The sequence below is a fragment of the Chryseobacterium oryzae genome, from assembly GCF_022811665.1.
GTDB lineage: Bacteria > Bacteroidota > Bacteroidia > Flavobacteriales > Weeksellaceae > Chryseobacterium > Chryseobacterium oryzae.
In genome coordinates this window covers 12,492-35,117 of the sequence record NZ_CP094530.1, presented here as the reverse complement: position 1 = coordinate 35,117, position 22,626 = coordinate 12,492, and the positions used below count along the sequence as shown (strand labels likewise).

Annotated in this window: 18 protein-coding genes; 11 read left to right on the top strand and 7 right to left on the bottom strand. The window is 33.9% G+C overall.

What is annotated here, in order from left to right; translation table 11 throughout:
- The first annotated feature begins 131 nt into the window (after positions 1–131).
- The 4 genes from MTP08_RS14395 to MTP08_RS14380 are packed head-to-tail and all read left to right on the top strand — an operon-like array spanning position 132 to position 7,231.
- Positions 132–437: a helix-turn-helix domain-containing protein gene (locus tag MTP08_RS14395; RefSeq protein WP_243577770.1), complete on the top strand. Its 306-nt coding sequence runs from the start codon at positions 132–134 to the stop codon at positions 435–437.
- A complete protein-coding gene (locus MTP08_RS14390) occupies positions 437–3,037 on the top strand; it encodes an AAA family ATPase (RefSeq protein ID WP_243577769.1) in 2,601 nt (866 codons plus the stop codon). Before MTP08_RS14395 ends, MTP08_RS14390 begins: the two co-directional genes overlap by 1 nt.
- Before the next feature lie 4 nt (positions 3,038–3,041).
- A complete protein-coding gene (locus MTP08_RS14385) occupies positions 3,042–4,718 on the top strand; it encodes a site-specific DNA-methyltransferase (protein WP_243577768.1) in 1,677 nt (558 codons plus the stop codon).
- Positions 4,718–7,231: a DEAD/DEAH box helicase gene (locus tag MTP08_RS14380; protein WP_243577811.1), complete on the top strand. Its 2,514-nt coding sequence runs from the start codon at positions 4,718–4,720 to the stop codon at positions 7,229–7,231. The genes MTP08_RS14385 and MTP08_RS14380 overlap by 1 nt, the downstream gene beginning before the upstream one ends.
- 354 nt (positions 7,232–7,585) lie before the next feature.
- On the opposite strand, the gene MTP08_RS14375 is transcribed toward MTP08_RS14380, so the two are convergent.
- Together MTP08_RS14375 and MTP08_RS14370 are read right to left on the bottom strand one after the other, a co-directional pair.
- On the bottom strand, positions 7,586–8,752 hold the full coding sequence (locus MTP08_RS14375; protein ID WP_243577772.1) for an IS91 family transposase: 1,167 nt from the start codon (positions 8,750–8,752) through the stop codon (positions 7,586–7,588).
- Positions 8,749–9,528 (bottom strand): tyrosine-type recombinase/integrase, encoded by a 780-nt coding sequence (locus MTP08_RS14370; protein WP_243577771.1) that lies wholly within the window; start codon positions 9,526–9,528, stop codon positions 8,749–8,751. The genes MTP08_RS14375 and MTP08_RS14370 overlap by 4 nt, the downstream gene beginning before the upstream one ends.
- A gap of 543 nt (positions 9,529–10,071) precedes the next feature.
- On the opposite strand from MTP08_RS14370, the gene MTP08_RS14365 reads away from it, so the two are divergent.
- Positions 10,072–10,704: a hypothetical protein gene (locus tag MTP08_RS14365; protein ID WP_243577810.1), complete on the top strand. Its 633-nt coding sequence runs from the start codon at positions 10,072–10,074 to the stop codon at positions 10,702–10,704.
- Positions 10,705–10,718: 14 nt separating this feature from the next.
- Here MTP08_RS14365 and MTP08_RS14360 read toward each other — a convergent pair whose 3' ends face one another.
- From MTP08_RS14360 to MTP08_RS14350, 3 genes are all read right to left on the bottom strand, one after another.
- The gene (locus MTP08_RS14360; RefSeq protein WP_243577809.1) at positions 10,719–12,440 is read right to left on the bottom strand and encodes an FAD/NAD(P)-binding protein; all 1,722 of its coding nucleotides are present in this window, start codon (positions 12,438–12,440) and stop codon (positions 10,719–10,721) included.
- Positions 12,441–12,539: 99 nt separating this feature from the next.
- Positions 12,540–12,998, bottom strand: coding sequence for a LexA family protein (locus tag MTP08_RS14355; protein ID WP_243577808.1), 459 nt, complete (start codon positions 12,996–12,998; stop codon positions 12,540–12,542).
- The gene (locus MTP08_RS14350; protein ID WP_243577807.1) at positions 12,995–14,251 is read right to left on the bottom strand and encodes a Y-family DNA polymerase; all 1,257 of its coding nucleotides are present in this window, start codon (positions 14,249–14,251) and stop codon (positions 12,995–12,997) included. The genes MTP08_RS14355 and MTP08_RS14350 overlap by 4 nt, the downstream gene beginning before the upstream one ends.
- A 74-nt stretch (positions 14,252–14,325) precedes the next feature.
- On the opposite strand from MTP08_RS14350, the gene MTP08_RS14345 reads away from it, so the two are divergent.
- On the top strand, positions 14,326–14,598 hold the full coding sequence (locus MTP08_RS14345; RefSeq protein WP_243577806.1) for a hypothetical protein: 273 nt from the start codon (positions 14,326–14,328) through the stop codon (positions 14,596–14,598).
- 2 nt (positions 14,599–14,600) lie between these two features.
- Positions 14,601–15,266 (top strand): SOS response-associated peptidase, encoded by a 666-nt coding sequence (locus MTP08_RS14340; RefSeq protein ID WP_243577805.1) that lies wholly within the window; start codon positions 14,601–14,603, stop codon positions 15,264–15,266.
- A 160-nt stretch (positions 15,267–15,426) separates the two neighbouring features.
- Here MTP08_RS14340 and MTP08_RS14335 read toward each other — a convergent pair whose 3' ends face one another.
- Positions 15,427–15,666 (bottom strand): hypothetical protein, encoded by a 240-nt coding sequence (locus MTP08_RS14335; RefSeq protein ID WP_243577804.1) that lies wholly within the window; start codon positions 15,664–15,666, stop codon positions 15,427–15,429.
- A gap of 524 nt (positions 15,667–16,190) precedes the next feature.
- Between MTP08_RS14335 and MTP08_RS14330 the strand changes: the two genes are divergently transcribed.
- From MTP08_RS14330 to MTP08_RS14315, 4 genes are all read left to right on the top strand, one after another.
- Positions 16,191–17,267 carry a glycosyltransferase gene (locus tag MTP08_RS14330; RefSeq protein WP_243577803.1) on the top strand — a complete coding sequence of 359 codons (1,077 nt, stop codon included), beginning with the start codon at positions 16,191–16,193 and terminating at the stop codon, positions 17,265–17,267.
- A complete protein-coding gene (gene glf / locus MTP08_RS14325; RefSeq protein ID WP_243577802.1) occupies positions 17,264–18,409 on the top strand; it encodes a UDP-galactopyranose mutase in 1,146 nt (381 codons plus the stop codon). The genes MTP08_RS14330 and glf overlap by 4 nt, the downstream gene beginning before the upstream one ends.
- Before the next feature lie 10 nt (positions 18,410–18,419).
- A complete protein-coding gene (locus MTP08_RS14320; RefSeq protein WP_243577801.1) occupies positions 18,420–19,514 on the top strand; it encodes a hypothetical protein in 1,095 nt (364 codons plus the stop codon).
- Positions 19,515–20,222: 708 nt separating this feature from the next.
- Entirely contained in the window at positions 20,223–21,149 is a 927-nt protein-coding gene (locus MTP08_RS14315) for a lytic transglycosylase domain-containing protein (RefSeq protein ID WP_243577800.1), read from the top strand.
- 17 nt (positions 21,150–21,166) lie between these two features.
- On the opposite strand, the gene MTP08_RS14310 is transcribed toward MTP08_RS14315, so the two are convergent.
- A complete protein-coding gene (locus tag MTP08_RS14310; protein WP_243577799.1) occupies positions 21,167–22,609 on the bottom strand; it encodes a hypothetical protein in 1,443 nt (480 codons plus the stop codon).
- Positions 22,610–22,626: the final 17 nt, after the last annotated feature.

Genomic DNA, 22,626 nt, shown 5'->3' with positions numbered 1-22,626 from the left:
TAATTTAATTCCATTGAAAAAGCATCGGCTTCGTTTGGTCGAAATTGAACTTTTCGTTTAATTTAGCCAGCAAGACAAAATTCATTTCGTATATTTGCCAATATTTGTCAAGTCAAAACAAAGCAATAAATTTGAAAACAATAGGGACAATACTAAGGGAATTGAGAGAAGCAAAAGGACTTTTACTTAGAGAAGTTGGAGCGAAACTTTCTCTTGACCCGACTATTTTAAGCAAGATTGAACGGGATGAACGTATGCCTACAAGAGAACAGGTAAAAGCACTTTCAGACTTTTACAAAGAGCAGAAAAATGACGTAATTATTGCGTGGTTGTCCGACAAATTGGCTTACGAAGTACAGGACGAAGATTTGGCATTAGAAGCAATGAAAGTGGCAGAGGAAAAAGTAAAGTACAATGTAAAACATAAAAATAAATAATGAGTGAAGTAACCGAAATAGCAGAAGTTGAACAACAATTGGAAACGCTTGAAACGGAAGTGAAGAAATTCGCTAACGAACTTCCCTATTGGGCAAAATTTCTTGCAGAGAAAATTTTGTTGGGCAATGCTATTTCTGATAACGATATTGATACTTCACATTCTTATTTGCTTGAACACTTACAACTCATTGAAGAAACCCCAAAACCTGAAATTGAGATTGACTACAATGCCGAAAATTCAGGAAATTACAAAACCGATTTACTTTTTACAAAACTTGAAAATGTTGAAGGCGTAAACGCCTTGACCGAAAACCAAACGATTGAATTTAGCCCTAACCTAACAATTATTTACGGCACAAATGGTTCAGGAAAGTCAGGTTATGTAAGACTTTTGAAAAATGTTTTTTATTCAAAAGCACCCGAAAATATTTTGCCGAATGTTCATATTGACAATGGACACAAAAACGTTAATGCAAAATTTACTTTCAAATCAAACAATGCTGAAACTTCATTGGAGTTTGCAAACAAAGACAATGCAGAATTTGAGCAGTTTGCCGTTTTTGACGGAAACAGTGTTTTAAAGCACCTCGAAAACAAAAACGAATTTGAATTTAGACCAGCAGGATTAAGTTTTTTTGCCGATTACACAAACTCTGTTATCCGTGTAGAACAAAAGCTAAATGCTGAAATCACAATTAAACAATCACCAAATGATTTTTCAGTTTGGTTTGACGGTAATTCTGAAATAAAAACACTTGTTGAAAGTCTTAATGCAGAAACAAAAATTGACGACTTAAAAAAGTACACGCCTTTTTCTGATGAAGATAAAACCCAAAAAGAAACAATTCAAAAACAATATGATGAACTTCTTTTAGCTTCCAAAGGAAAAGAGAAAGAAATAAAAACGCTTGAAGGCATTAAAAGTTTATTGGCTCAAAATAAACAAGCGATTGAAAAACTTAATCAGTTTTTCACAACTGAAACTATTGGAAAAGTAAAAACTGCAATTACGGATTGTGTAACAAAAGAAACGACAGCAAAATCCGAGGAAATAGAAAATTTTAAAACCGATAAAATTGAAAACATTGGAACAACGGAATGGAAAAGTTTTATCGTATCTGCCGAAACGTTTGCTAAAACGCAAAAAGCGGAAAATATAGTTTATCCCGAAAATGGCGACAACTGTTTGCTTTGCCAACAGCCACTTTCAGACGAGGCACAAAAACTGATTTCCAATTATTGGACTTTCATAAAAAGTGTTGCAGAGCAAAACTCAAAACAAGCACAGGAAAAACTTAATAAAGCAAAAGAAAATTACGAAAACTTGAACTTTGACTTGTTTCCGCAAGACAATACGCTTACTGTTTGGCTAACTGAAAAATATCCGAACGAATTAGAAGCATTAAAATTGAAACTTGCAGAACAGAAAACACTTGCCGAAAACATTGTTTCAGATATTCAAAGCAAAACTGCAAACGAGAGAGCAGAAATAAAAATTAGTGTTGAACAACACACAACGATAGAAACAGCTATTGAGGCTTCTATCAAATTACTTAAAGAAGATGAGCAAAGTAAGGAATTAGAAAAATTACTAACCGCAAAAACACTTTTAGAACACAAGGAAAAATTTAATACGCATTTCTCAAAGTTTGAGACGTTTGTCAATAATCAGATTTGGATTAAAAAAGCCAACAAAGCGGATTATGCAAAACAGACAATTACCAAAACAGAAAAAGCCTTATCAAATAAATATTTCAATCAAAAATACATTGATGCTTTTAACGAAGAATGTCAAAAACTGAATGGAAATTTTGGAATTGACATCAATCACACAGGTTCGGCAGGAAAATCGTACAGACAACTCAAACTAAAAGGGAAAAACCCTAATGCTGTTTTGAGTGAAGGCGAACAAAAAGTAATTGCTATTGCAGATTTTCTTGCAGAAATGCACTTATCGGAAATAAACAGGGGAATTATTTTTGACGATCCTGTTACCTCGTTGGATCATAGTCGCAAAGAAACAATAGCGCAAAGATTAGTTGAGGAAAGTGATATAAAACAAGTAATTATTTTCTCTCACGATATTGTCTTTATAAAATATTTAGAAAATCACGGAAAAAACAAATATAAAACAGACAAAACAAAAGTAGCCGTTCACTCTATTGTTAGTAGTGGTAGAGAAATTATTGGTATAATTGAGTTGCAGAATACACCATTGAAAGATAGTACATATACAAATTCACATATTCCTAAACAATACCATATCAGAGCAAAAAAAGAACCTGACCGAAGTTTTGCCCAAAACCTTATTCGTTCAGGTTATGGAGCATTGCGTAGCTGTTATGAAGGAATTGTTGTAACGAAGTTATTAGCAAGTACTGTTCAGAGATATGACACTTTGGTACGAGTTCCTAATATCCGAAATGTGAAGTTCAATAATGATTTATATGAGAGAATTGCCAAAAACCATTCCGTACTTCACGATTTAATCGAAGGACATTTACCTGTTGATGAGTTAAACCAATTTCTTACTTGTGATAAATTGGATAATGAAATAACTGAATTTGAAAACATTTTAGACGAAATAGATAAGATTTAACGATATGCCAACCCTCAATTTCAAAGGAAAAACATTTGTGCAAAACCACCATTTGGCGGTAAAGTACCACCAATTAGTGCCAAAGGCAGAATTAAGCCTTACAGACAAAGTTTCTCTGCACGATAACTTGATAGTACAAGGCGACAACCTGAAAGCATTAAAAGCACTTTTGCCAACTTATGCGGGAAAAATTAAGTGCATTTATATAGACCCACCTTACAACACAGGAAACGAAAATTGGGTGTACAACGACAACGTAAACAGCCCGATGATTAAAGAATGGTTGGGCAGTGTGGTGGACAAAGAGGATATGACACGCCACGACAAATGGCTTTGCCTGATGATGCCACGCCTAAAACTGTTGCGTGAATTATTGAGCGAGGACGGTGCTATTTTTATATCTTGTGATGATAACGAAAATTATCATTTAAGGTGTCTGCTTGATGAAATTTTTAGTGCAGATAATTTTGTTGCCAACATAACAGTAAAGGCCAATCCAAGAGGACGACAATCAGATAATAATGTTGCAACTCTTCACGACACACTTTTTATCTATGCAAAGAACAATCAGTTTTTTGAATTAGACGGATTGCCTCTTACACAAGATGATATTGAAGATTTTGGCAAACAAGATGAAGATGGTAAAATGTGGCGAGAATTAGGGTTGCGACAACGTGGAGCAGCTTCTTTGCGTACAGACAGACCTGATATGTTTTTTCCAATCTTTGTAAATCCAAAGGATTGTTCGGTAAGTCTCACAAAATCTCAAACCCATTCCGTTGAGGTATTACCTAAAAAATCAGACGGACGAGAAGGTAGATGGATGTGGGGACTTGATAAATCCAAAAATGAAGTAAACAGAGTTTATGCAAGACTAATACAGAGACGAAATGAATACGATATTTTTATCAAAGACTATTTAGAAAGAAATGATGAACAACGAACAAAAAAACCACGTTCAATATGGATTGACAAAGATGTCAATACAGAAGCAGGTGGAAAATTGTTGAAGCAAATCTTTCCAGACAGTAAATTCCCTTATCCTAAACCGTTAGGTTTATTGACAAAGGTTCTGCAAATAGGAACAGATAAAAACTCAATTATCCTGGACAGCTTTGCAGGTTCAGGCACAACGGCACACGCAGTTTTAGAACTCAACAAAGAAGACGGAGGCAATCGTAAATTTATTTTAGTAGAACAGGAAGATTATGCCAATACCATTACAGCCGAAAGAGTTCGCAGGGTTATCAAAGGTGTTCCAACAGCCAAAAACGAAAATCTGAAAAAAGGTACAGGCGGTTCATTCAGCTATTTTGAGTTGGGCGAAACCATAGAAATGGAAAGTTTGTTGAGAGGGCAAAGTTTACCGTCTTTTACCGAGTTTGCACGTTATCTTTTTTATACAGCCACAGGCGAAGAATTTAACGAGAAAAATATTGACACAAAAACAGGCTTTATAGGCGAAAGCAAAAATTATGAAGTATATCTGTTTTACAATGCCGATATTGAATGGTTGAAAACAAATGCTTTGACATTAGACCGTTGCAAAGCACTTCCAAAATTCAAAGGAAAACAGCGTTTAGTTTTTGCACCTGCCAAGTATGTGGACGATTACACATTGCTTGAACACCGTATTGATTTTTGCCAATTACCTTACGAAATTTATAGAATACAGAAGTAATGAGATTAAAGCACTATCAGGATAAGGTTTTAAAGGAACTCAAAGAATATTTGAGTGCTTTGGCTGATGCGAAAAAAGAGTTTGAAGAAATTGCCGAACTCAAACCGCACTTGGCAAAACATATTAATTTCCCGAAAGAGGCTTGGGAAAAATCAACAGGTCGTATTGTTTACAGTTCTAAAACAAACGGCTTAGACGAACCTGTACCTGATATTTACCTGAAAGTGCCGACAGGTGGCGGAAAAACGTTGTTGGCTTGCCACGCTATTGACAGTATTCAAAAAACATACCTTAAAAAACAAACAGGTTTGGTGCTTTGGGTTGTGCCGTCCACGCAAATTTATCGTCAAACCATAAAAGCATTAAAAGACAGAAACCACCCATACAGACAGGTTTTAGACATTTCGAGCGGTGGCAAAACATTGATAAAAGAAAAAACAGAAATGTTTAATCGCCTTGATGTGGAAGAACATTTGGTGGTTTTATTGTTAATGTTACCGTCTGCAAATCGTCAGAATAAAGAAACGCTGAAAGTATTCCGTGACCAAGGTGGATTTACAGATTTTTTTCCGAGAGAAGATGATTTTGAAGGACATAAAAAACTGAAAGAGTTACTTCCGAATTTGGATTGTTTCACAACCGAAATGGAAGTATTCGGAACGCAAATAAAAACTTCGTTGGGCAATACCTTGAAAGTGTTGCGTCCGCTTGTGGTTATTGACGAGGGACACCGTGCTTATGGCGAAAATGCGAGAAACACGATACGAAATTTCAATCCGAGTTTCATATTGGAACTTTCGGCAACACCACCGCCAAACAGCAATGAGTTGGTAAAAATTACAGGAAGGGAATTGCACGAAGAAGAAATGATAAAGTTGGATATTCACTTAACCAACAAAACAAGTTTGGATTGGGAAGATACATTATTGGCAAGTTTTGAGAAACGAAACGATTTAGAGAAAAAAGCCAAAGAATACGAAGCCAATACAGGCGAATATATCCGTCCGATTTGCTTGATACAGGTAGAGCGGACAGGAAAAGACCAACGGGATAAAAAGTTTATTCACGCAGAAGATGCGAAAGAATATTTAATCAAAAAATGTAATATCCCTGAAAGCCATATTGCTATCAAATCAAGTGAAAAAGACGATATTGAGGGAATAGATTTGTTTGCACAAGATTGCGAAATACGCTATATCATTACCAAACAAGCCTTACAAGAGGGTTGGGATTGTTCGTTTGCGTATGTGCTTACGGTGCTTACCAATCCAAGTTCCGCAACAGGAATTACGCAGTTGGTCGGTCGTATTTTACGACAACCATTCGCACGAAAAACCAAAGTGCAGGATTTGGACGAGTGTTACGTTTTTACGTTCCGTCAAAATGCAAAATCGTTGGTAAGCGATATCAAGAAAGGATTGGAAGATGAAGGATTAGGCGACATTGCAGGAAGAATTGTAAGTGATGATGCAGGAACTGACACAGGCGGTTTAAGAGAGCGTGAAATGCAGTATCGTTCTGGCTTTAAAAAATTTGAAGGGAAAATTTATTTACCAAAATTCGTTGTTCAGGAAACGGAAAGTTGGCGAAACCTGAATTTTGAAATTGATATTTTAAGTGATATAGATTGGGAAGACATCAATATTGACGAAATCAAAAATCTTTCGTTGCAAAACAAATTGAGTAAAGAGCAAGAAATTGTTTTGGGATTGAGCAATGAAGAACAGGAATTATTGAGAGAAACAGGCAGAGCAGAAAAGACAGGAACGTTGGAAATTGACGAAGTTTTTCTGACAAGACAGATAACCGAAATTGTTCCTAACCCTTGGTATTGCTTTCAAATTGGTAAAAAAGCGATTGATTTATTGCAACATAAATACGACCGTGAAACGGTTGCAACTAACTTTGTTTTCATTATTGAAGAACTGAAAAAGATTTTGGACAAAGAACGTAACCGCTTATCCGAACAGGTTTTTAGAAATATGATTACCGATAAAAAACTTTGTTTTTTCCTGATTGAAAACAAAGGCGGATTTGTATTGCCGTCCAGAATAAAAGTAAAAAGCAACAAACAATTGGTGCGGAACGACAACACAGCTATTCAAAAATCGCTGTTTGACTACGTTCCCGAAGAAAATATCAATGACCTTGAAAAATCGGTTGCTATTTATTTGGACGAACAGGAAAAACTATTGTGGTGGTATCGCAATATGAGCCGACAGGATTATCATATACAAGGTTGGAAACGCAATAAGATTTACCCTGACTTTATCGCAACAGACAAAAAAGCAGATAAAGACGACTACGGAACGGTGTATGTTTTGGAAACAAAAGGTATTCATCTAAGAAACGAGGACACTAAATACAAACAAGATGTATTTGCATTATGCAATGAATTGGGAGCAAAAAAAGCGTGGAAGGAATTGTTTGACGAATTTCCCGACCACGGTTTTCAGTTTCAAGTTGTGTTTGAGGACGAATGGCAAAACAAAATAAATGAACTGATGTCGTAACAGCCCACGCTTTTGGTAGCACATTTGCATTTTCCCAACCGCACAAAAGCCTAACAAAAATGCAAAAGAGCTACCAAGCCAACGCTCAACAGAACAACCGAAAAGAGCCACTACCGCTAATAGCTAAGTTTTCGTTGCGTGCGCAGCACGAACAATGAAAACCCTGTTGAACGGAACCTTCGGCAGCTTTTGGTTGGGTATTTTCCCACACTATGGGTTTATCGACAAAAGATTTTTAGAGATACAAGAGACTTTGAGAAGAGTCTCTTTTTTTATGGGTGATTTTGGTGGTTTTTTCTTGGTTTTATTGTGTTTTCTTTCACCTTTAGACATAATTTCCCTTACCCAAATCTTTTAAAATGCAGATTTAGGAGCAGGTAAATTTCGGCTCATCTCCAAAAACCAACTTGGCGGACCTCGAAGATCGAACGTGGCAATCGTTACCAAATTTCCAACTCTGCAACAACTACATTTCGGCTGAAAAACTTTTGGCGGAAGCTTTTCTTTAGGCTGGATGCCTAATTTTTGTTGCAGTTTTTTAAGCTTAATTCGTTTCCAAGTGCTGCTCAAAAAACCATAATGACGGATTTTCACAAATCTTTTCGGCAAAATATGCATCGCAAAACGGCGGATAAACTCCTCGTGGCTCAAAACCATCTGCTTTTTGATGCCTTTTTGGCGGTAATCTTTGTAAGAAAAAGTGACCGTCTCCGCGTCAATTTTTCTGATTCTCTGGTTGCTGACTGCGATTTTGTGGGAATAACGACCCAAATATTCCACCACCGATTTTGGGCTTCCAAAAGGCTTTTTAGCATAAACCACCCAAGGTTTTTCCCACAGATTTCGCCTGATTTTGGGATATTCTTCAAGATTTTTATCTTTTAGTTTCTCACAAAATTTACCCCTGAAAACTTTGCTCAAAGCCTTTACCGGAAACAAAAATTTACCGTCACTTCTAATGTTTTTCCAAGCTCCGTTTTCATCCACACCACCGCCCGGAACAATGCAGTGCAAATGCGGATGAAGACTAAGATTCTGTCCCCAAGTGTGCAAAACAGCAATCATTCCCATTTGGAGATTTTTGTTTTTGCCAAACGTTTGAAGGGTTTCCCAAGCCGATTCAAATAAAATATCATACAACATCTTGGGCTCGTGAAGCGCTGTTTTGTTCAATACTTCCGGAAGCGTAAAAACCACGTGGAAATAAGGTACCGGAAGCAGTTCGGTTTCCCGTGTTTGTATCCAATCTTCTCGGTTTTTTCCCTGACATTTTGGGCAATGACGGTTTCGGCAGGAGTTGTAACTGATGCTTAAAACGCCACATTCATCACAAGCATCAATATGTCCGCCCAAAGCCGAAGTTCTGCACTTTTTTAAGGCAAATAAAGTTCTTAACTGCCAGGAATTAAGTTCTAAATTTTCCAATTTTGAACCTAAAATATTTAAAACATCGGCGACTTCGTATTGAGGTTGAGATTGAGGTTGAACTGACTGTTTTTTTGAGGTTTTAAAACCACTCATTTCTTCCCAAATTCTGAAAAAAGGGTATCGAGCGGTGAAAAGAGTTTTTGGGTGGAAAGTTGTGCAATTTGAAGATAAACCAGCGTCGTATCAATACTTTCGTGACCGAGAAGATTTTTGATGCTCAAAATATCCATCCCATCTTCCAGAAGATGCGTCGCAAAACTGTGCCGAAGCGTATGGACACTCACTTCTTTCAGGATGTTTGCCGTTTTTGATGCCTGTTTTACCGCCCACTGAACGCCTCTTTGTGAGTAACGGGAATCAAACTCTCCGCCGGCTCTTCCTTCTCGTGGCATTCCAAAGAGATAATCTTCCGGTTTTTCAGCTTCGATATACTTTTTGAGCCCACGAATCAGATGCTCAGAAAGTGGTAAATAGCGGTCTTTTTTTCCTTTTCCCTGAACCACTTTGAGTTGTTTTCGACCAAAATCTAAGTCGCACAAACGGAGATTTCGAACCTCCATACAGCGCAATCCGCAACCGTAAAGAATCCCGATTAAGATTTTATGCTTTAAAAGCTTACACCCCGAAAGCATCTGCCAAACCTCCTGTTTACTGAGAACTACAGGCAGTTTTTTCTCTTTTTTAATTTCCGGAAGACTCAAAAAATCATAACTTAAACCTTCCGATTTTAGCAGAAACCGAAGCCCGTAAACGGTGTGTTTGAAGTACGATTGTGATGGAGATTTAGATTTTTTCTGTAGATAAAAAAGGTAATCGTGAATTTGCTCGGGATCCAATTCTGTAGGAATTTTCCCGAAATGTAGCGACACCGCAGCGACGTGTCTGGAGTAATTTTGAAAGGTACTTTGGCTTCTTTCCCAACACCGAAACCGTACGTTCAAACCTATGCAAAAGCTCCGCAAATCCCGGAACTTCGCGCTTTGCCTGATTGATGATTTTGTTTTCTCTAAGCTCTTCTACACTCTTTTTTTTGTTGCCATTTTACTGATTTTTAATTAGTTTTACAAAGTAACTAAATATAGCGCTGAGAAAGCTACCGAAGGTTTAGTTCAACAAGGGTTTTGCAAAATGGCGGGGTTAAGTCTAAATTGAAAGTTTGTGCATTTTAATCCGCAAAAGCCAATTTTATTGGCTTTTTTATTTAATTTAGCAAATAGAAATTGGCTTTTGCTACGTTCCGTCTAAATCGAAACTTTTCGCTTCGATTTTCCGCCACTTCGTAAAGCCCGAAAACGTTAGCCACAATTTTGCAAGAACGTCTCCGATTGAAAAACAAATATTTTTAAGTCCCTTCCTCTGAAATAAATATTATTACTTTTCACCAAATAATAATAATTTAAATTTTTTTTTAAATGAAAAATATTTCAATAATCATTTTAATATTTGTTTTAAGTTGCCAGCAGAAAAAATCAACTGAGATTAAAAGTCAAAATCACATAGTTGAGAGAGACACTGTTCAAAACGTTGAAAACAATCCAGTTTCGAAATCACTAGCAAAGGATACTGCCAAGCAAAAACTACCTGAAGAAATAAAGCAAAATTCTGTTGAAGCAGATGCAGATTTTCAGTGGGAAGCAAATGAGAAATTAAGTAAACTTTTAAAACATTACGGTGAAAATTTGCCTGACTATTTTGGAGGCGGATTCATCGATGAAAAAGGAAATTTAGTGATCAATATCAAAGGGAAATTGGAAAATGGTAAACGAAAAATCACGAATATTATTGGCAGTGATAATATTCGATTTAAGAGTACAAAGTATTCGAGCAAAGAATTGAATGATATTATGGATTATCTAAATCATTTTGCACAAAAATCTGAAAATAAAAAAACGATAACTAATCTCTCTGGCTGGTCATTAATGGCAAATTATATCGAAGTTTGTTTTAAAAAAATGGACAAAAATAGTGAAGCAGATTTCAGAAAATATATTTTAGATTCTGAGGCAATTCGTTTTAAGGAATGTGGCGAATTCCGAAATAACTAATGTACGTCTTCAAACTAAACCGCAGTGGCGGCATCATTAAAGTCATCTAGTATTGAATTTACAATTCTCTCAGATGCAGTATCACAAAAGTCCATTCCTGAATAATCTGGATTTAGACCACCAATAAATGGAACAGACATATTATAGAATTTTTTATTGCTGACTGCATAAATATCTTTTTTTTCGAAATTATCTCCTATGTTAAGACCTGTAACTAATAAATAGTATTTGCCTGTCGAATCCTGCTTAACATTCTGATTTCCATTTTGTATTTCTTCTTCAGCAATGTCATTATTTTTAAAATATAGAAATCCTCTTGATATCAATTGTTCGTTTTTTACACTTTCAAATGGAAAATCTCCGTAATTCATAGGTTTTTGACCGATGGCATCAACGAACATATCATATTTGATTTTCCTACTTCCGTTGTCATCTTTGATGTTATATATTGCGCCATAATTTTCATTAGGAACTACATCACTGTCTTTACCAACTGAACTTACTTCAAGGATATTAGCATTGTATAATGCCATTATTTCGTGGTAAGAAGATTGTGGAAGTGAAGCAATAATGATTGATATAAGCGGCATTAATTTTCCTTTTAACCTTAACATATCTTCTGCAGGAAAATGTTTTGCAGGATAATTTACAGCATAACTAAAAGCGGATAAAATTTCTTTCCAAACAATAGATTGGTGGCGTTCAATAGATTTTTCAGCTTCTGTGAATTCTGCTTTTAATAAAGTAAAACTGTCTAACTCATTTCTAATTTTTAGCATTTCATCAACGAATTGCTCAATTGATAGATCTTTTATGCGGTCATAAAATTTATAGTCTTTTTCTTTAACTCTTTCTATGAAATTCTTTTTAAAAACATAATCTAAATCAACGAAACCATTATTTTTGTTTTTATAATCATTAATTTCCTCATTGTTCATAGTCCAGTTTGTATCAAATGCTTCATCCTCTGTATGAAATCGTAACGCTGGTAAAAAACCACTTAATGAATATAAATGAATTTTAAAATTTGGACTCTCATGTGAGACTATATATTCTAGATTACCATTCTCATCTTCTTTATATATACCGTTGTTTCTAGAAATTGTTTTTATAGCATCAACTGCTGTAAGAGAAGCTCCCCTTATTGCAACAGGATAATTATTTTTACCTGTAAATTTTGACGGTGGGTATGGAGAATCATACCAATTTTCAATCTTATCTTCAAATGTTTTTTTCCATAGATGTCCTATACATATTACAGTGTAATCAGATTTAAAAGTATCATTATCAGTAATTATGTTGAAAATATTATCAGAATACTTAATGTCTTTAACTTCAGTATTTAGGAGTAACTGTAATTCAATGCCTTGCTTTATAAGTTCTGATGAATAAATTTTAAATTGTTCCTCAAGATAATTTCCAAGCAGTAGCCGTGGTATAACTTCGTATTCATTTATATTTCCACCTTTAACAAAATTCTGAAAACCTTGATCTGGTTTACGTTTAATGTATTCTGAAAATGATTCGAATAATTTAGGTAATTCATTAGCACTTACATTAGCTACGTGTTCTTCTTTGCTACCAAATTTACCATAAGGCATGCCTACACCAAATCTGTCATTTCTTTCAAAAATTATGATTTTTTTGAATTGTAATTTCTTGTCGTAAACTTGCTTAAGCATAAAAAGTGCTGCTGGTCCACCACCGATTAAAGCGAGGGTTGATGTTGCATTCATAGATTATCTTTTTTATTTTATTATGATTTGGTTTTTTTATTGATTTTAGAAAACCATTTAATTTTCTAATGCAACATTTTTATGAGTAAAAGGATACAATTAATCTAAATTTTTTACTTCTCTGAATATTGTTTTTACAACTCCTCTTGTCTCAATGATTTCTCCTTCTGGAATTGTCAAAATTGGGAATTCTTCATTAAGAGGTTTTAAGCATTTATTTTTTAAATCAATTTTTTTTGCAGAAAAACCATCTCCTGGAATATAAACAATTGCTAAATCATTGTTTTTTGCGTCTAAATCTGCTCTAATAACCAAATAATCTCCTGGCAAAATATAGGGATAGTTTGACATTCCTTTAGCTTTACCAATATATGTTGCTTCGGGTTTAGATAAAAATTTTTCGTCTAAACTGATACGTTTGCCTGAAAAATCTTCTGCAGGTGAAGGAAAGCCGTTTGCAATCGAATTGTGCAACTCTACATAAAACTTTTTACCATCTTTTTTAATTTCAAAAAATTCTAATTCATCAGAATTCTTGGTCATTTTCTTTAATATCATCCGATTTCTATTAGATCATTCCACTTTGTTGTATAGCATTTAGATAGTTTTTCTCTACGCATTTTTTCTCTTTTTTTCAAATCTTGGGAAGCAATTCTTACCACCGGATCCATTTTAGAGATATTTAATTTATCCAATGTCTCCATCAAAACTTTATGTTTATCTGATTCATTAAAAAATAGATTCATTTGTTTGTATGGTTCCGGTGTAATTTCGTGGACTACTACACCTGTTTTTTTATATCCGAAACCATCTATGTAAATGATATTTAGGGCTTGTTTGGCGTACTTTGCTATGGTAATGTCTGAGTTTGTAGGGAATGGTAAATTAATTACCACTTTATTTGAATATTGCGGATTATTTTCTTTAAATCTGTTCGTAATTAGAAAGACTTCAATTTTACTGCAAAATGATTTTTCTCTGCGAAGTTTCTCGGCACAACGCACTGCAAATGTGCTTACTCTTTCTGCAATATTATTATATTCATATTCATCAGAAGCAAAACTCCTTGTTGTAGCAATGGCTTTTTTTCTTTCCTGTACTTCTAAGTCTAAAAAATTAATCCCTAACAATTCTTTTTTTAATCTTAAACCGACAATTGAAAATTCCTTTTGAACCGTGTAATCATCTAATTGGGTGAAATCATAAGCCGTTTTTACATTCCACGAAATTAATTTTTTAGAAATCTGTCTGCCAATACCCCAAACATCTTCAATATTTAACCATTTTAATGCTTTAATACGCTTTTCCTCATTATCAATTACATACACACCGTTACATCTATCAGGAAATTTTTTAGCAATTTTGTTTGCCACTTTCGCCAATGCTTTAGTAGGTGCGAAACCAACACAAACAGGAAGCCAAGTGTTTTTTTTTACAGCATTTTTCATTTTTTGACCATAATCAAAAAGATTAAAATCTTGAAAGCCAACAAATTTTAAGAAAATTTCATCAATGGAATACACTTCAATGTCCGGCGTAAAATATGACAGCGTTTTCATTACCCTTTTACTCATATCATCATACAGTTCATAATTACTGGAAAATACTTTAATATCATATTTTTCTGTAAATTCTTTCAACTGATATGCAGGTAAACCCATTTTAATTCCTAAATCTTTTGCTTCATAACTTCTTGCAATAACACAACCATCATTATTTGATAAAACAACAATGGGAACACCTTCCAAATGAGGTTGGAATGCACGTTCTGCGGATGCATAAAAATTATTACAATCTACTAATGCAAACATTTTTTTGAATTATAAAGCAAATAAATTAAAATAAGTGTAAATTTATGCAATAAATCCTCAAGCCAAATAATTAAATGGATAATATTTTTACACAAGAAGAAATACGGTTTCTACAAAGGTTAAACAAAGAAAGTGGTTTTGATTATGCAAAATATAATTGTAATGGATTGGATGTTCGTGACGATGAAGTGATCATTAATATTGTTGATAATGATTTCAAAGGAGATGATTTGAATGATGCAGATATTTTAGCAGATTTATTAAAAAAAACTTATGATAAAATTCAATATGGCTATGAGTTATTTATAGAAAATGAAGGTAACGAAATTAAACTTGTAAAAATATAGATATGTGTTATCGCTTTAGTACATTATATACAGCAAAGGAAGCAGAACAGTATTACAATGCTTATGAAATTGAGGAAGGATATTATACTGTTGATGAATTAAATGGCTTTAATTATCCTGAAACTGCTATCATAATGGATATTGCACCTACAGAAATAGTTGTGGGTAAATGGGGTTTATTTCCTAGTTGGGCGAAAGAAGATTTCCAAAAGAAAACCAATACCTTAAATGCTAAGGTAGAAACGATACCTCAATTGGCTTCCTATAAAAATTCAGTTAATAAAAGATGCGTAATACCGGCAAAACATTTTTACGAATGGCAATGGTTGGATGAAAAAGGAAAAACTAAAAAAAAGTTTAAAATAAAAATTAAAGATCAAGAGTTATTCTCTTTGGCAGGTATTTATAATTTATGGACTAATCCGACAACAGGAAAGCAACTTAAGACTTACAGTATTGTTACCACTGCTGCAAATGATTTGATGAGTATTATACATAACAATAAGAAAAGAATGCCGATTTGTTTAAATAAAGATCTTCATAAATTATGGTTGGACCAAAAACCTTTAGAAATGTTTAGTTATCCTAATTTAGATCCCGAACTTGTGGCTGTGGAAGCAGAAGAAACATTTGCAGATACTTTGTTTCCAGAAGTGAACTCAAAATAATATTAATGAGTAAATGATTAAAAAAAAGGAAAAATAATTTCAATAAAATCTGCTAAAATAAAATATCAAATTTAAGTTTCAGAGATTAATTCAAGTTTTCATAATTGGAAGGGATGGCAAAACTTTGTTATTCCTTTTTTATATCACTGAAATTTCAGCTTTACCGTTTAACAAGTTTTAATAAAAGGTGTTCAGACTTTTGTACTACACTACTTAATTCTGCACAAATTTCTAGAAATGAAAGTCTATTAAAATATTCGTCCATTGAGTCATCCAGAGATTCTTCGGTAGGAAGTTTTGACTGATCAAATTCAAAATTATTATGGGTGAAGGAAATAGTTGCTAATTCGTAATGTTGAATTAAGTTTTTCAAATGCTCTGCGTCAATTGCAGGAATCATTTTATAAAGATCATAATTTCTCATTTTAATTAAACTAATTTATTTAAAATTGTTGATATAAAGATTAGTTATAATTTATTTAATTGTGTAGTATTTATAATAACAATTTATTAATACTAAAAAAAATAAATACGGATTAAAGAAACTTTGCTAATAGAAAACCTACAATTAACGCAATTATGATTAAAATAATGGTAAATGTAGAATTGTTTTTTTTATTTGACAAAACTGCATACAATAACTAAGCTTTAGCTTCGCTCTGTTCACTTCGTTCGGGTCGTCTTGTCTGCAAGACACAAGATGAAAGCCCCTTGAGCGGAAGCTTCGGTAGCTTTTCTCCAGCATTTTGGTATTCTTATGGGTTAAAAATATAAAATCCGAATTTATCATCTAATTTAAACGTTTAATAATTGAAATATTGGTATATTAGTTGATAAATTTCTTTTGAATTCTCAAGTAATTGCCATAGGGGCAATTTTTCTTTTTATTTAGCTCTAGTTTTACCAATCAGAAGAATATAACTTATGAAATTATTAAAAAACACCCATCTCCATTCCCATTATGATATGATTGTATTCTGTCATTTACGTTGGGATTTCGTATATCAAAGGCCACAACATTTAATCAGCAGATTATCAAAAAATTTAAAAATTTTAATGGTAGAGGAGCCTATTGGTAGGGCAGATCACAAGGAACTGGAAGGGTTAGCAGTAAGCGAATCAATTCATATCTTGCGACCAACTGTCGACAACATGAATGAATTAGGAGCATTCCTGAAGAAAACATTAAAAACTCAGGTATTTTCCTTCGGCTGGTTTTATTCTGCTGCATTTGTAGATGTCCTAGATTATTTAGATTTTGGCGTAATCGTTTACGACTGCATGGATGAACTTTCACTTTTTAAAGGGGCTTCACCAGAGTTAATTTCACAAGAAAAATATTTATTATCTGCTGCCGATGTTGTTTTTACAGGAGGAAAGTCTCTTTACGAAGCCAAAAAAGAAAAACACCATAATGTTTATTGTTTCCCGAGTTCCGTTGATCAGAACCACTTTGAACAAAATGATAAAAATGCCGAACTCCCTGAGGATATACAATCCATACCGACACCTATTGTTGGATATTACGGCGTAATCGATGAGCGTATTGATCTGGATCTCTTAGAAATGAGTGCTCTAAAAATGCCTGAGGTTTCTTTTGTGATGATTGGCCCAATCTGTAAAATTGGTGAAGAGGATTTACCAAAAGCAAAAAATATTTTTTATCTAGGAATGAAAACCTATGAAGAACTTCCAACTTATCTTAATGCTTTTGATTTTGCAATGATGCCTTTTGCGTTAAATGATTCTACAAAATTTATCAGTCCGACAAAGACTTTAGAATATATGTGTGCGAAGAAGCCAATCATTTCTACGAAAATTAAAGATGTCGTTAGGGATTATAGTGATTGTATTAATCTTATTGAAGATGAAAATGATTTTAAGCAAGCAATCTTGCAACCCAAAAGTAATTTCGAGGATTTATATAATGAAATTTTAGAACGAACGTCCTGGGACATTACTGCCTCAAAAATGTATAAAATAATAAAAGAAATAGCATGACGAATTTTGACATATTAGTTATTGGTGCTGGAATTTCAGGCGCTGTTCTTGCGGAACGCTACGCCTCTATAGGAAAGCAAGTTTTAATTATCGAGAAGAGAGATCACATTGCTGGAAATTGTTTTGATTATTTTGATGAAAATGGAATACTGACCTCAAAATATGGTGCCCACCTCTTTCACACCAATGACAAGGGAGTTTGGGATTATGTGAATCAGTTTTCGGATTGGTATACGTGGGAGCATAAAGTTATCGCTAAAGTAGACGATCATTTGGTTCCTATTCCAGTAAATATTACCACAGTCAATACTTTATTCAATGAAGAAATTTCATCAGAGGAGGAAATGCAAAAATGGTTGTCAGAGAACAGGGTTAAATATGATTCACCTAAAAATGGAGAGGAAGCAGTTCTAAACAGAGTAGGTAAAGTTTTATATGAAAAAATGTTTAAACATTATACAAAAAAACAGTGGGATAAATATCCCTCAGAACTCCACGCATCGGTTCTAGAACGAATTCCTGTTAGAGATAATTATGATGATCGTTATTTCTCTGACATTTATCAAGCCTTGCCTAAAGGAGGTTATACCAAAATGTTTCAAAAAATATTAGATCATCCCAACATTACCGTTTTACTTAACACCGATTATTTTGAGGTTAAAGATCAGATATCAGGATACGAAAAATTATTCTATACAGGTCCCATCGACCGCTTCTTTGCCTTTAATAAAAATCTTACTGAAAAATTGGAGTACCGATCTATCAACTTCGTTAGAGAAGATATTGATAAGGAATATTTTCAGGAAAATTCTGTGGTTAATTACCCCGGGGAAGAAGTGGACTATACGCGAATTGTAGAATATAAGCATTTCGGAAATCAAAAATCACCAACTACCAGTATCGTAAAAGAATTTACTGTTGATCACGGAGAGCCTTACTATCCGGTCCCCAACGAAAAAAACCAAGCCATCTATGCTCAATATAAAAAAGAGGCGGATAAATTAGTCGATGTTCATTTTGTAGGGAGATTGGCTAATTATAAATATTTCAATATGGATCAAGCCTTTAGAAATGCATTAGATCTTTTCGAGTCTCTAGAATTAAAAATCCTTAAAGATAATCACTGTGCAAAATCCATTTAGTTCTTTTTTCATGGGCGGTTTTGAATGTGCAGATCATATAAATCGTTCTGGTGAACGCGTAAATCTTTTAGAAATAACGCAACATCATCTAAAAGTTGAAGAAGACTACAAATTATTAATTGATATGGGAATCACCTCTGTAAGAGAGGGAATTTGTTGGAGCGCTGTAGAGATAAGTCCAGGTAAGTTTGATTTTAGTGAAGTTCTGAATAGAATTAAAATCGCGGATAAACTAGGAATTCAACAGATTTGGGACATGATCCACTTTGGATATCCAGATGATTTATTTCCAACTCATCCCAAATTCTGTGACCGATTCACACAATTATGCACAGAATTTGTCAGATTTTATAAACAAAATTCCACGCAAAATCTATTGATTGTACCGATTAACGAAATCAGTTTTTTATCGTGGTTTTCAGGGGATGCAAGAGGTACAGTTCCCTTTTTAGAAAGAAGCGGTTGGGATATCAAATATCATTTATGCAAAGCTGCAATTTTAGGTATTAAAGCTATTAAAGAAGAGGATTCTTCAGCGACAATAATTTTAGTGGAGCCTTTGGTTAAAGTTCATCAAAATGGATTACTATCTGAGGAAAAACTCTTCAAAATTAATGAGTACCAATTTGAAGCAGCTGATATGATCTCTGGTAGAATTTGTCCAGAGCTGGGAGGTAACCCCAACCTTTTTGACATTTTAGGAGTCAATTACTATTGGAATTGCCAATGGATAGAAGGAGGAGAAACTGTTTATTGGCCAGATGCAATTAAGGCAAGAGTTCCATTAAGAAAGTTGCTGTTCGGAGCTTTCCTGCGTTATAAAAAACCTCTATTTATTTCAGAGACAGGACATTTTGGAGAAGGAAGAGTAGAGTGGCTACAAGAAATTGGTGAGGAATGCCGATCTGTAATAAACGCTGGTATTCCGTTTTGGGGAGTTTGTATTTATCCGGTGACAGATAGACCTAATTGGGACAATCTGTTGGAATATAGCAATTGTGGCATTTTTGATCTTGATGAAGAAGGCAATCGAATACCTCATGCAGAATATATCGAAGAACTAAAGACTCAGCAACTCAATTTTAATAATATTTTGATCAAATAATCTTATTACCTGTGAATGCTCCCACGAAACAGGCTAATAGAAATTTCGCCTTAATTACGCTAAACAGAACTCAGATTTAATTTCCAACAGAATATTTAAAGTTGTCGCAACTTCAAATGAAATAATAAAATCCAAACAAAATTTTTCCCCCAGGTCTCAGCCTGTGTTAACTGTAGAATCTTTTATTTTTGCTAATTTTACTGTCAAACACGCAGAATATTTCTAGTAATATCATGACTACTAAGGAAGTGCGTAAAATGCTAATTAATAGGTTCTAATAAATAACATCTTGTAAATTAAAGTAAAACGCAGAAAAAAGAAATTTAGATTTTTCTTGATTTCAATTCAAATTAGTTGCGGAAACTACAAGTTCTTCCTCGATAATTCTATCCATTCTTACGCAGAAAAAGGAAATATCTAATATGTTTATTCGCAATGGTATTACTTTCGATGTAGTAAATACATTTAAGATTACAGCCAATATATTACGTGAACTCTTGCAAGTCTTGTTTAATATTAAAGATTTTTCGAATTTTTAAACTCATTTCTAATCGAAATAAATATATTATAGAAGTCTTTAAGCCAAATTTGAAAAATTCGATGCGTGTAATTTTCTTTTACTGATTTGATTACTTTTTTCATTTTGCAAATCTCAATCAAAGATAGAACTTAATCCACTAAGTTAATTTTAAAATTTAGGGAAAAAATATGAAGCAGTTATTTTTTAAAACATTTTTACTACTTATTATCAGCACTAAAGGATTTCATTCTCAAAATCAACTGACACGAGAAGATGGGGAGTATTTTATCAAAATTGATGACAAGTACATTCATAATTTAAATCAACTGAATAGCAGTAGCGAAAAATTTGAAAATACCCTCAATTTAACCACCTTTAAAAATCGATTCAATTTTTTAGATTCTAATACCAGACTTCACATTGACTACAATGACATTACTTATACCTACGTGAAAAAGTTTCTCGGTTATCAATGGTATCCTAAAATAATAGGATTGTCTGTTTATTATTTCCCACTTTTCGAAAGCAAACTAGATCATTATGGAATTCCAAGAGAACTCAAATATTTAGCTGTCGTTGAAAGCGCCTTAAATCCGCGTGCCGGAAGTTGGGCAGGAGCAAGTGGTATTTGGCAATTTATGCCTGCTACGGGAAACCAATATGGTTTACGTAAAAACGAATATATCAATACATTTTACGATCCTGTAAGTAATGCAGATGCAGGCGCACGATATTTGAGGGATTTATACCGTCAATTCGGCGATTGGAATTTGGCAATATCTGCATACAATTGCGGACCTGGTAATGTAAAGAAAGCAATTAAAAAAGCGGAAACAAAAAACTATTGGAAACTCAGAAAGTATCTTCCTAAAGAAACACAAGCCTATGTCCCCAGCTTTATTGCGGTCAATTACCTTTTCAATTATTACAAGGAACATCAGATGAAACCTAAATATTTTAGGTATTCATTTTTTGATCTAAAAACAATTAAGATTAATCAGACTACCACTCTTACTGCCTTATCAAAACGATTTGATTATAAAATTTTAAGGTTTGCTAATCCTCAGTTTATTACCGATATTATTCCAGAAGGATCAATCGTTTATGTTAAATGAAAAGGCTTCTTATAAACCTAACTTGCGACAATACTTGCAGTGGGTGTAAAAGTAATTTCAACAACGTCTCCCGTACTCGCCGTTCCTGATATTTTCATTGTCAAGTTACTTATATTTAAGTTACCGCTTGATATAGAAGCAACTTGATCGCCTATTGTTTCCCAAATGTCATTGTTTTTTTCAAAGACAGTCGTTCCCTGTATAATATTTTCGTTATAGGTTCTAGTAACATGAAAGGACGAAGTTGTAGTGGTAACATCATAATTTAATTCATATTTTACTGCTGCAATTGTTGCACTACCACCAGAAATCAGTTTAAACTTTCTTGAAAAATTCTGTTGAAATACTTTCGAACCCCAAAAAGGGTTTGGAACTTTAAATGTAACATTTCCTTCCTTCACAATACTATCGTCAAAGAAAATTGGTGCAGTTACTATAATCTCAAAACTTTTTACCTCGCTTTCATTTCCATATTCGTCTTTAACTTGAATATTGTAAGTATATATTCCTGCTACCAAAGCATTAACAGTACTTAAGAAAGAACCGTTTGATCCTAAAGCATAATTAGTGTAGGTATTATTGGTGTTCTGAATACCATTTAAATTTGAGTTTGATGCAGATGAGATCCAAGTTTTATATTGAATGGTAGTATTTGTGTTAATGGGAGATTTTTTAACTATTCCTGTTAAAGTAATCTGGGTATTGATTGAAATGTTTGCCGGACTAAAGTTCATACTTTCAATTGTAACTTCTCTAGCAATAATATTTTGTTGTATCTCATAATCTTTTGATAAAGTACTGTTCTTTATCGAATAGCTTAATTTACCCTGTCCGGCTGTGTTGGTTTTGAGAGAGGTTGTAAAACTGTCGATATTATTAATTGGATACCATGTACCTAAATTTGCTGCCACTCCGTTTAGTTTAACTTGCCCTGAATACGTATCGAATTTAATTTGATATCCTGTTGATGGTTGCCCAGACCCCGGAACAATTTTCATCAGATATTGGGTTTCATCGCCTTGATAAATAGAACCTGTACCACCGTTATAAGTATGGGAAAATTCTGAAACAGAGTAGGGCAGTGAGAAAACTTCTTCTTCTGTCGCTCCTTTCTCATTTTTAACAACAATTTTTAACTCGTGAATTCCAGAAACGTTTCCAACATACTCAAATATGTTTTTTTCAGTAGTGAAGTTATATTCCTGATTGGCAGTAAGTAGCTCTCCATTTAATTTAAGTGTGCCATTTAAATTCGTTGTGAATTTAAAAGAAGTCTTAATTGACTGAAAATCATAAGATGGCCGCACATTAAATTTTAGCTGGTTTATCTCGCCGACTGCCTTTTGAATAAAATTATTATCTCTTTCGATAGTGAATCCAAATTGTGCTGCATTGTCATTTCCCCAATCTCCGTCTTCACGACAAGAGTTGAATAGTAAGATGGAGATAATAGATAGCATTATTATGATTGTATTTC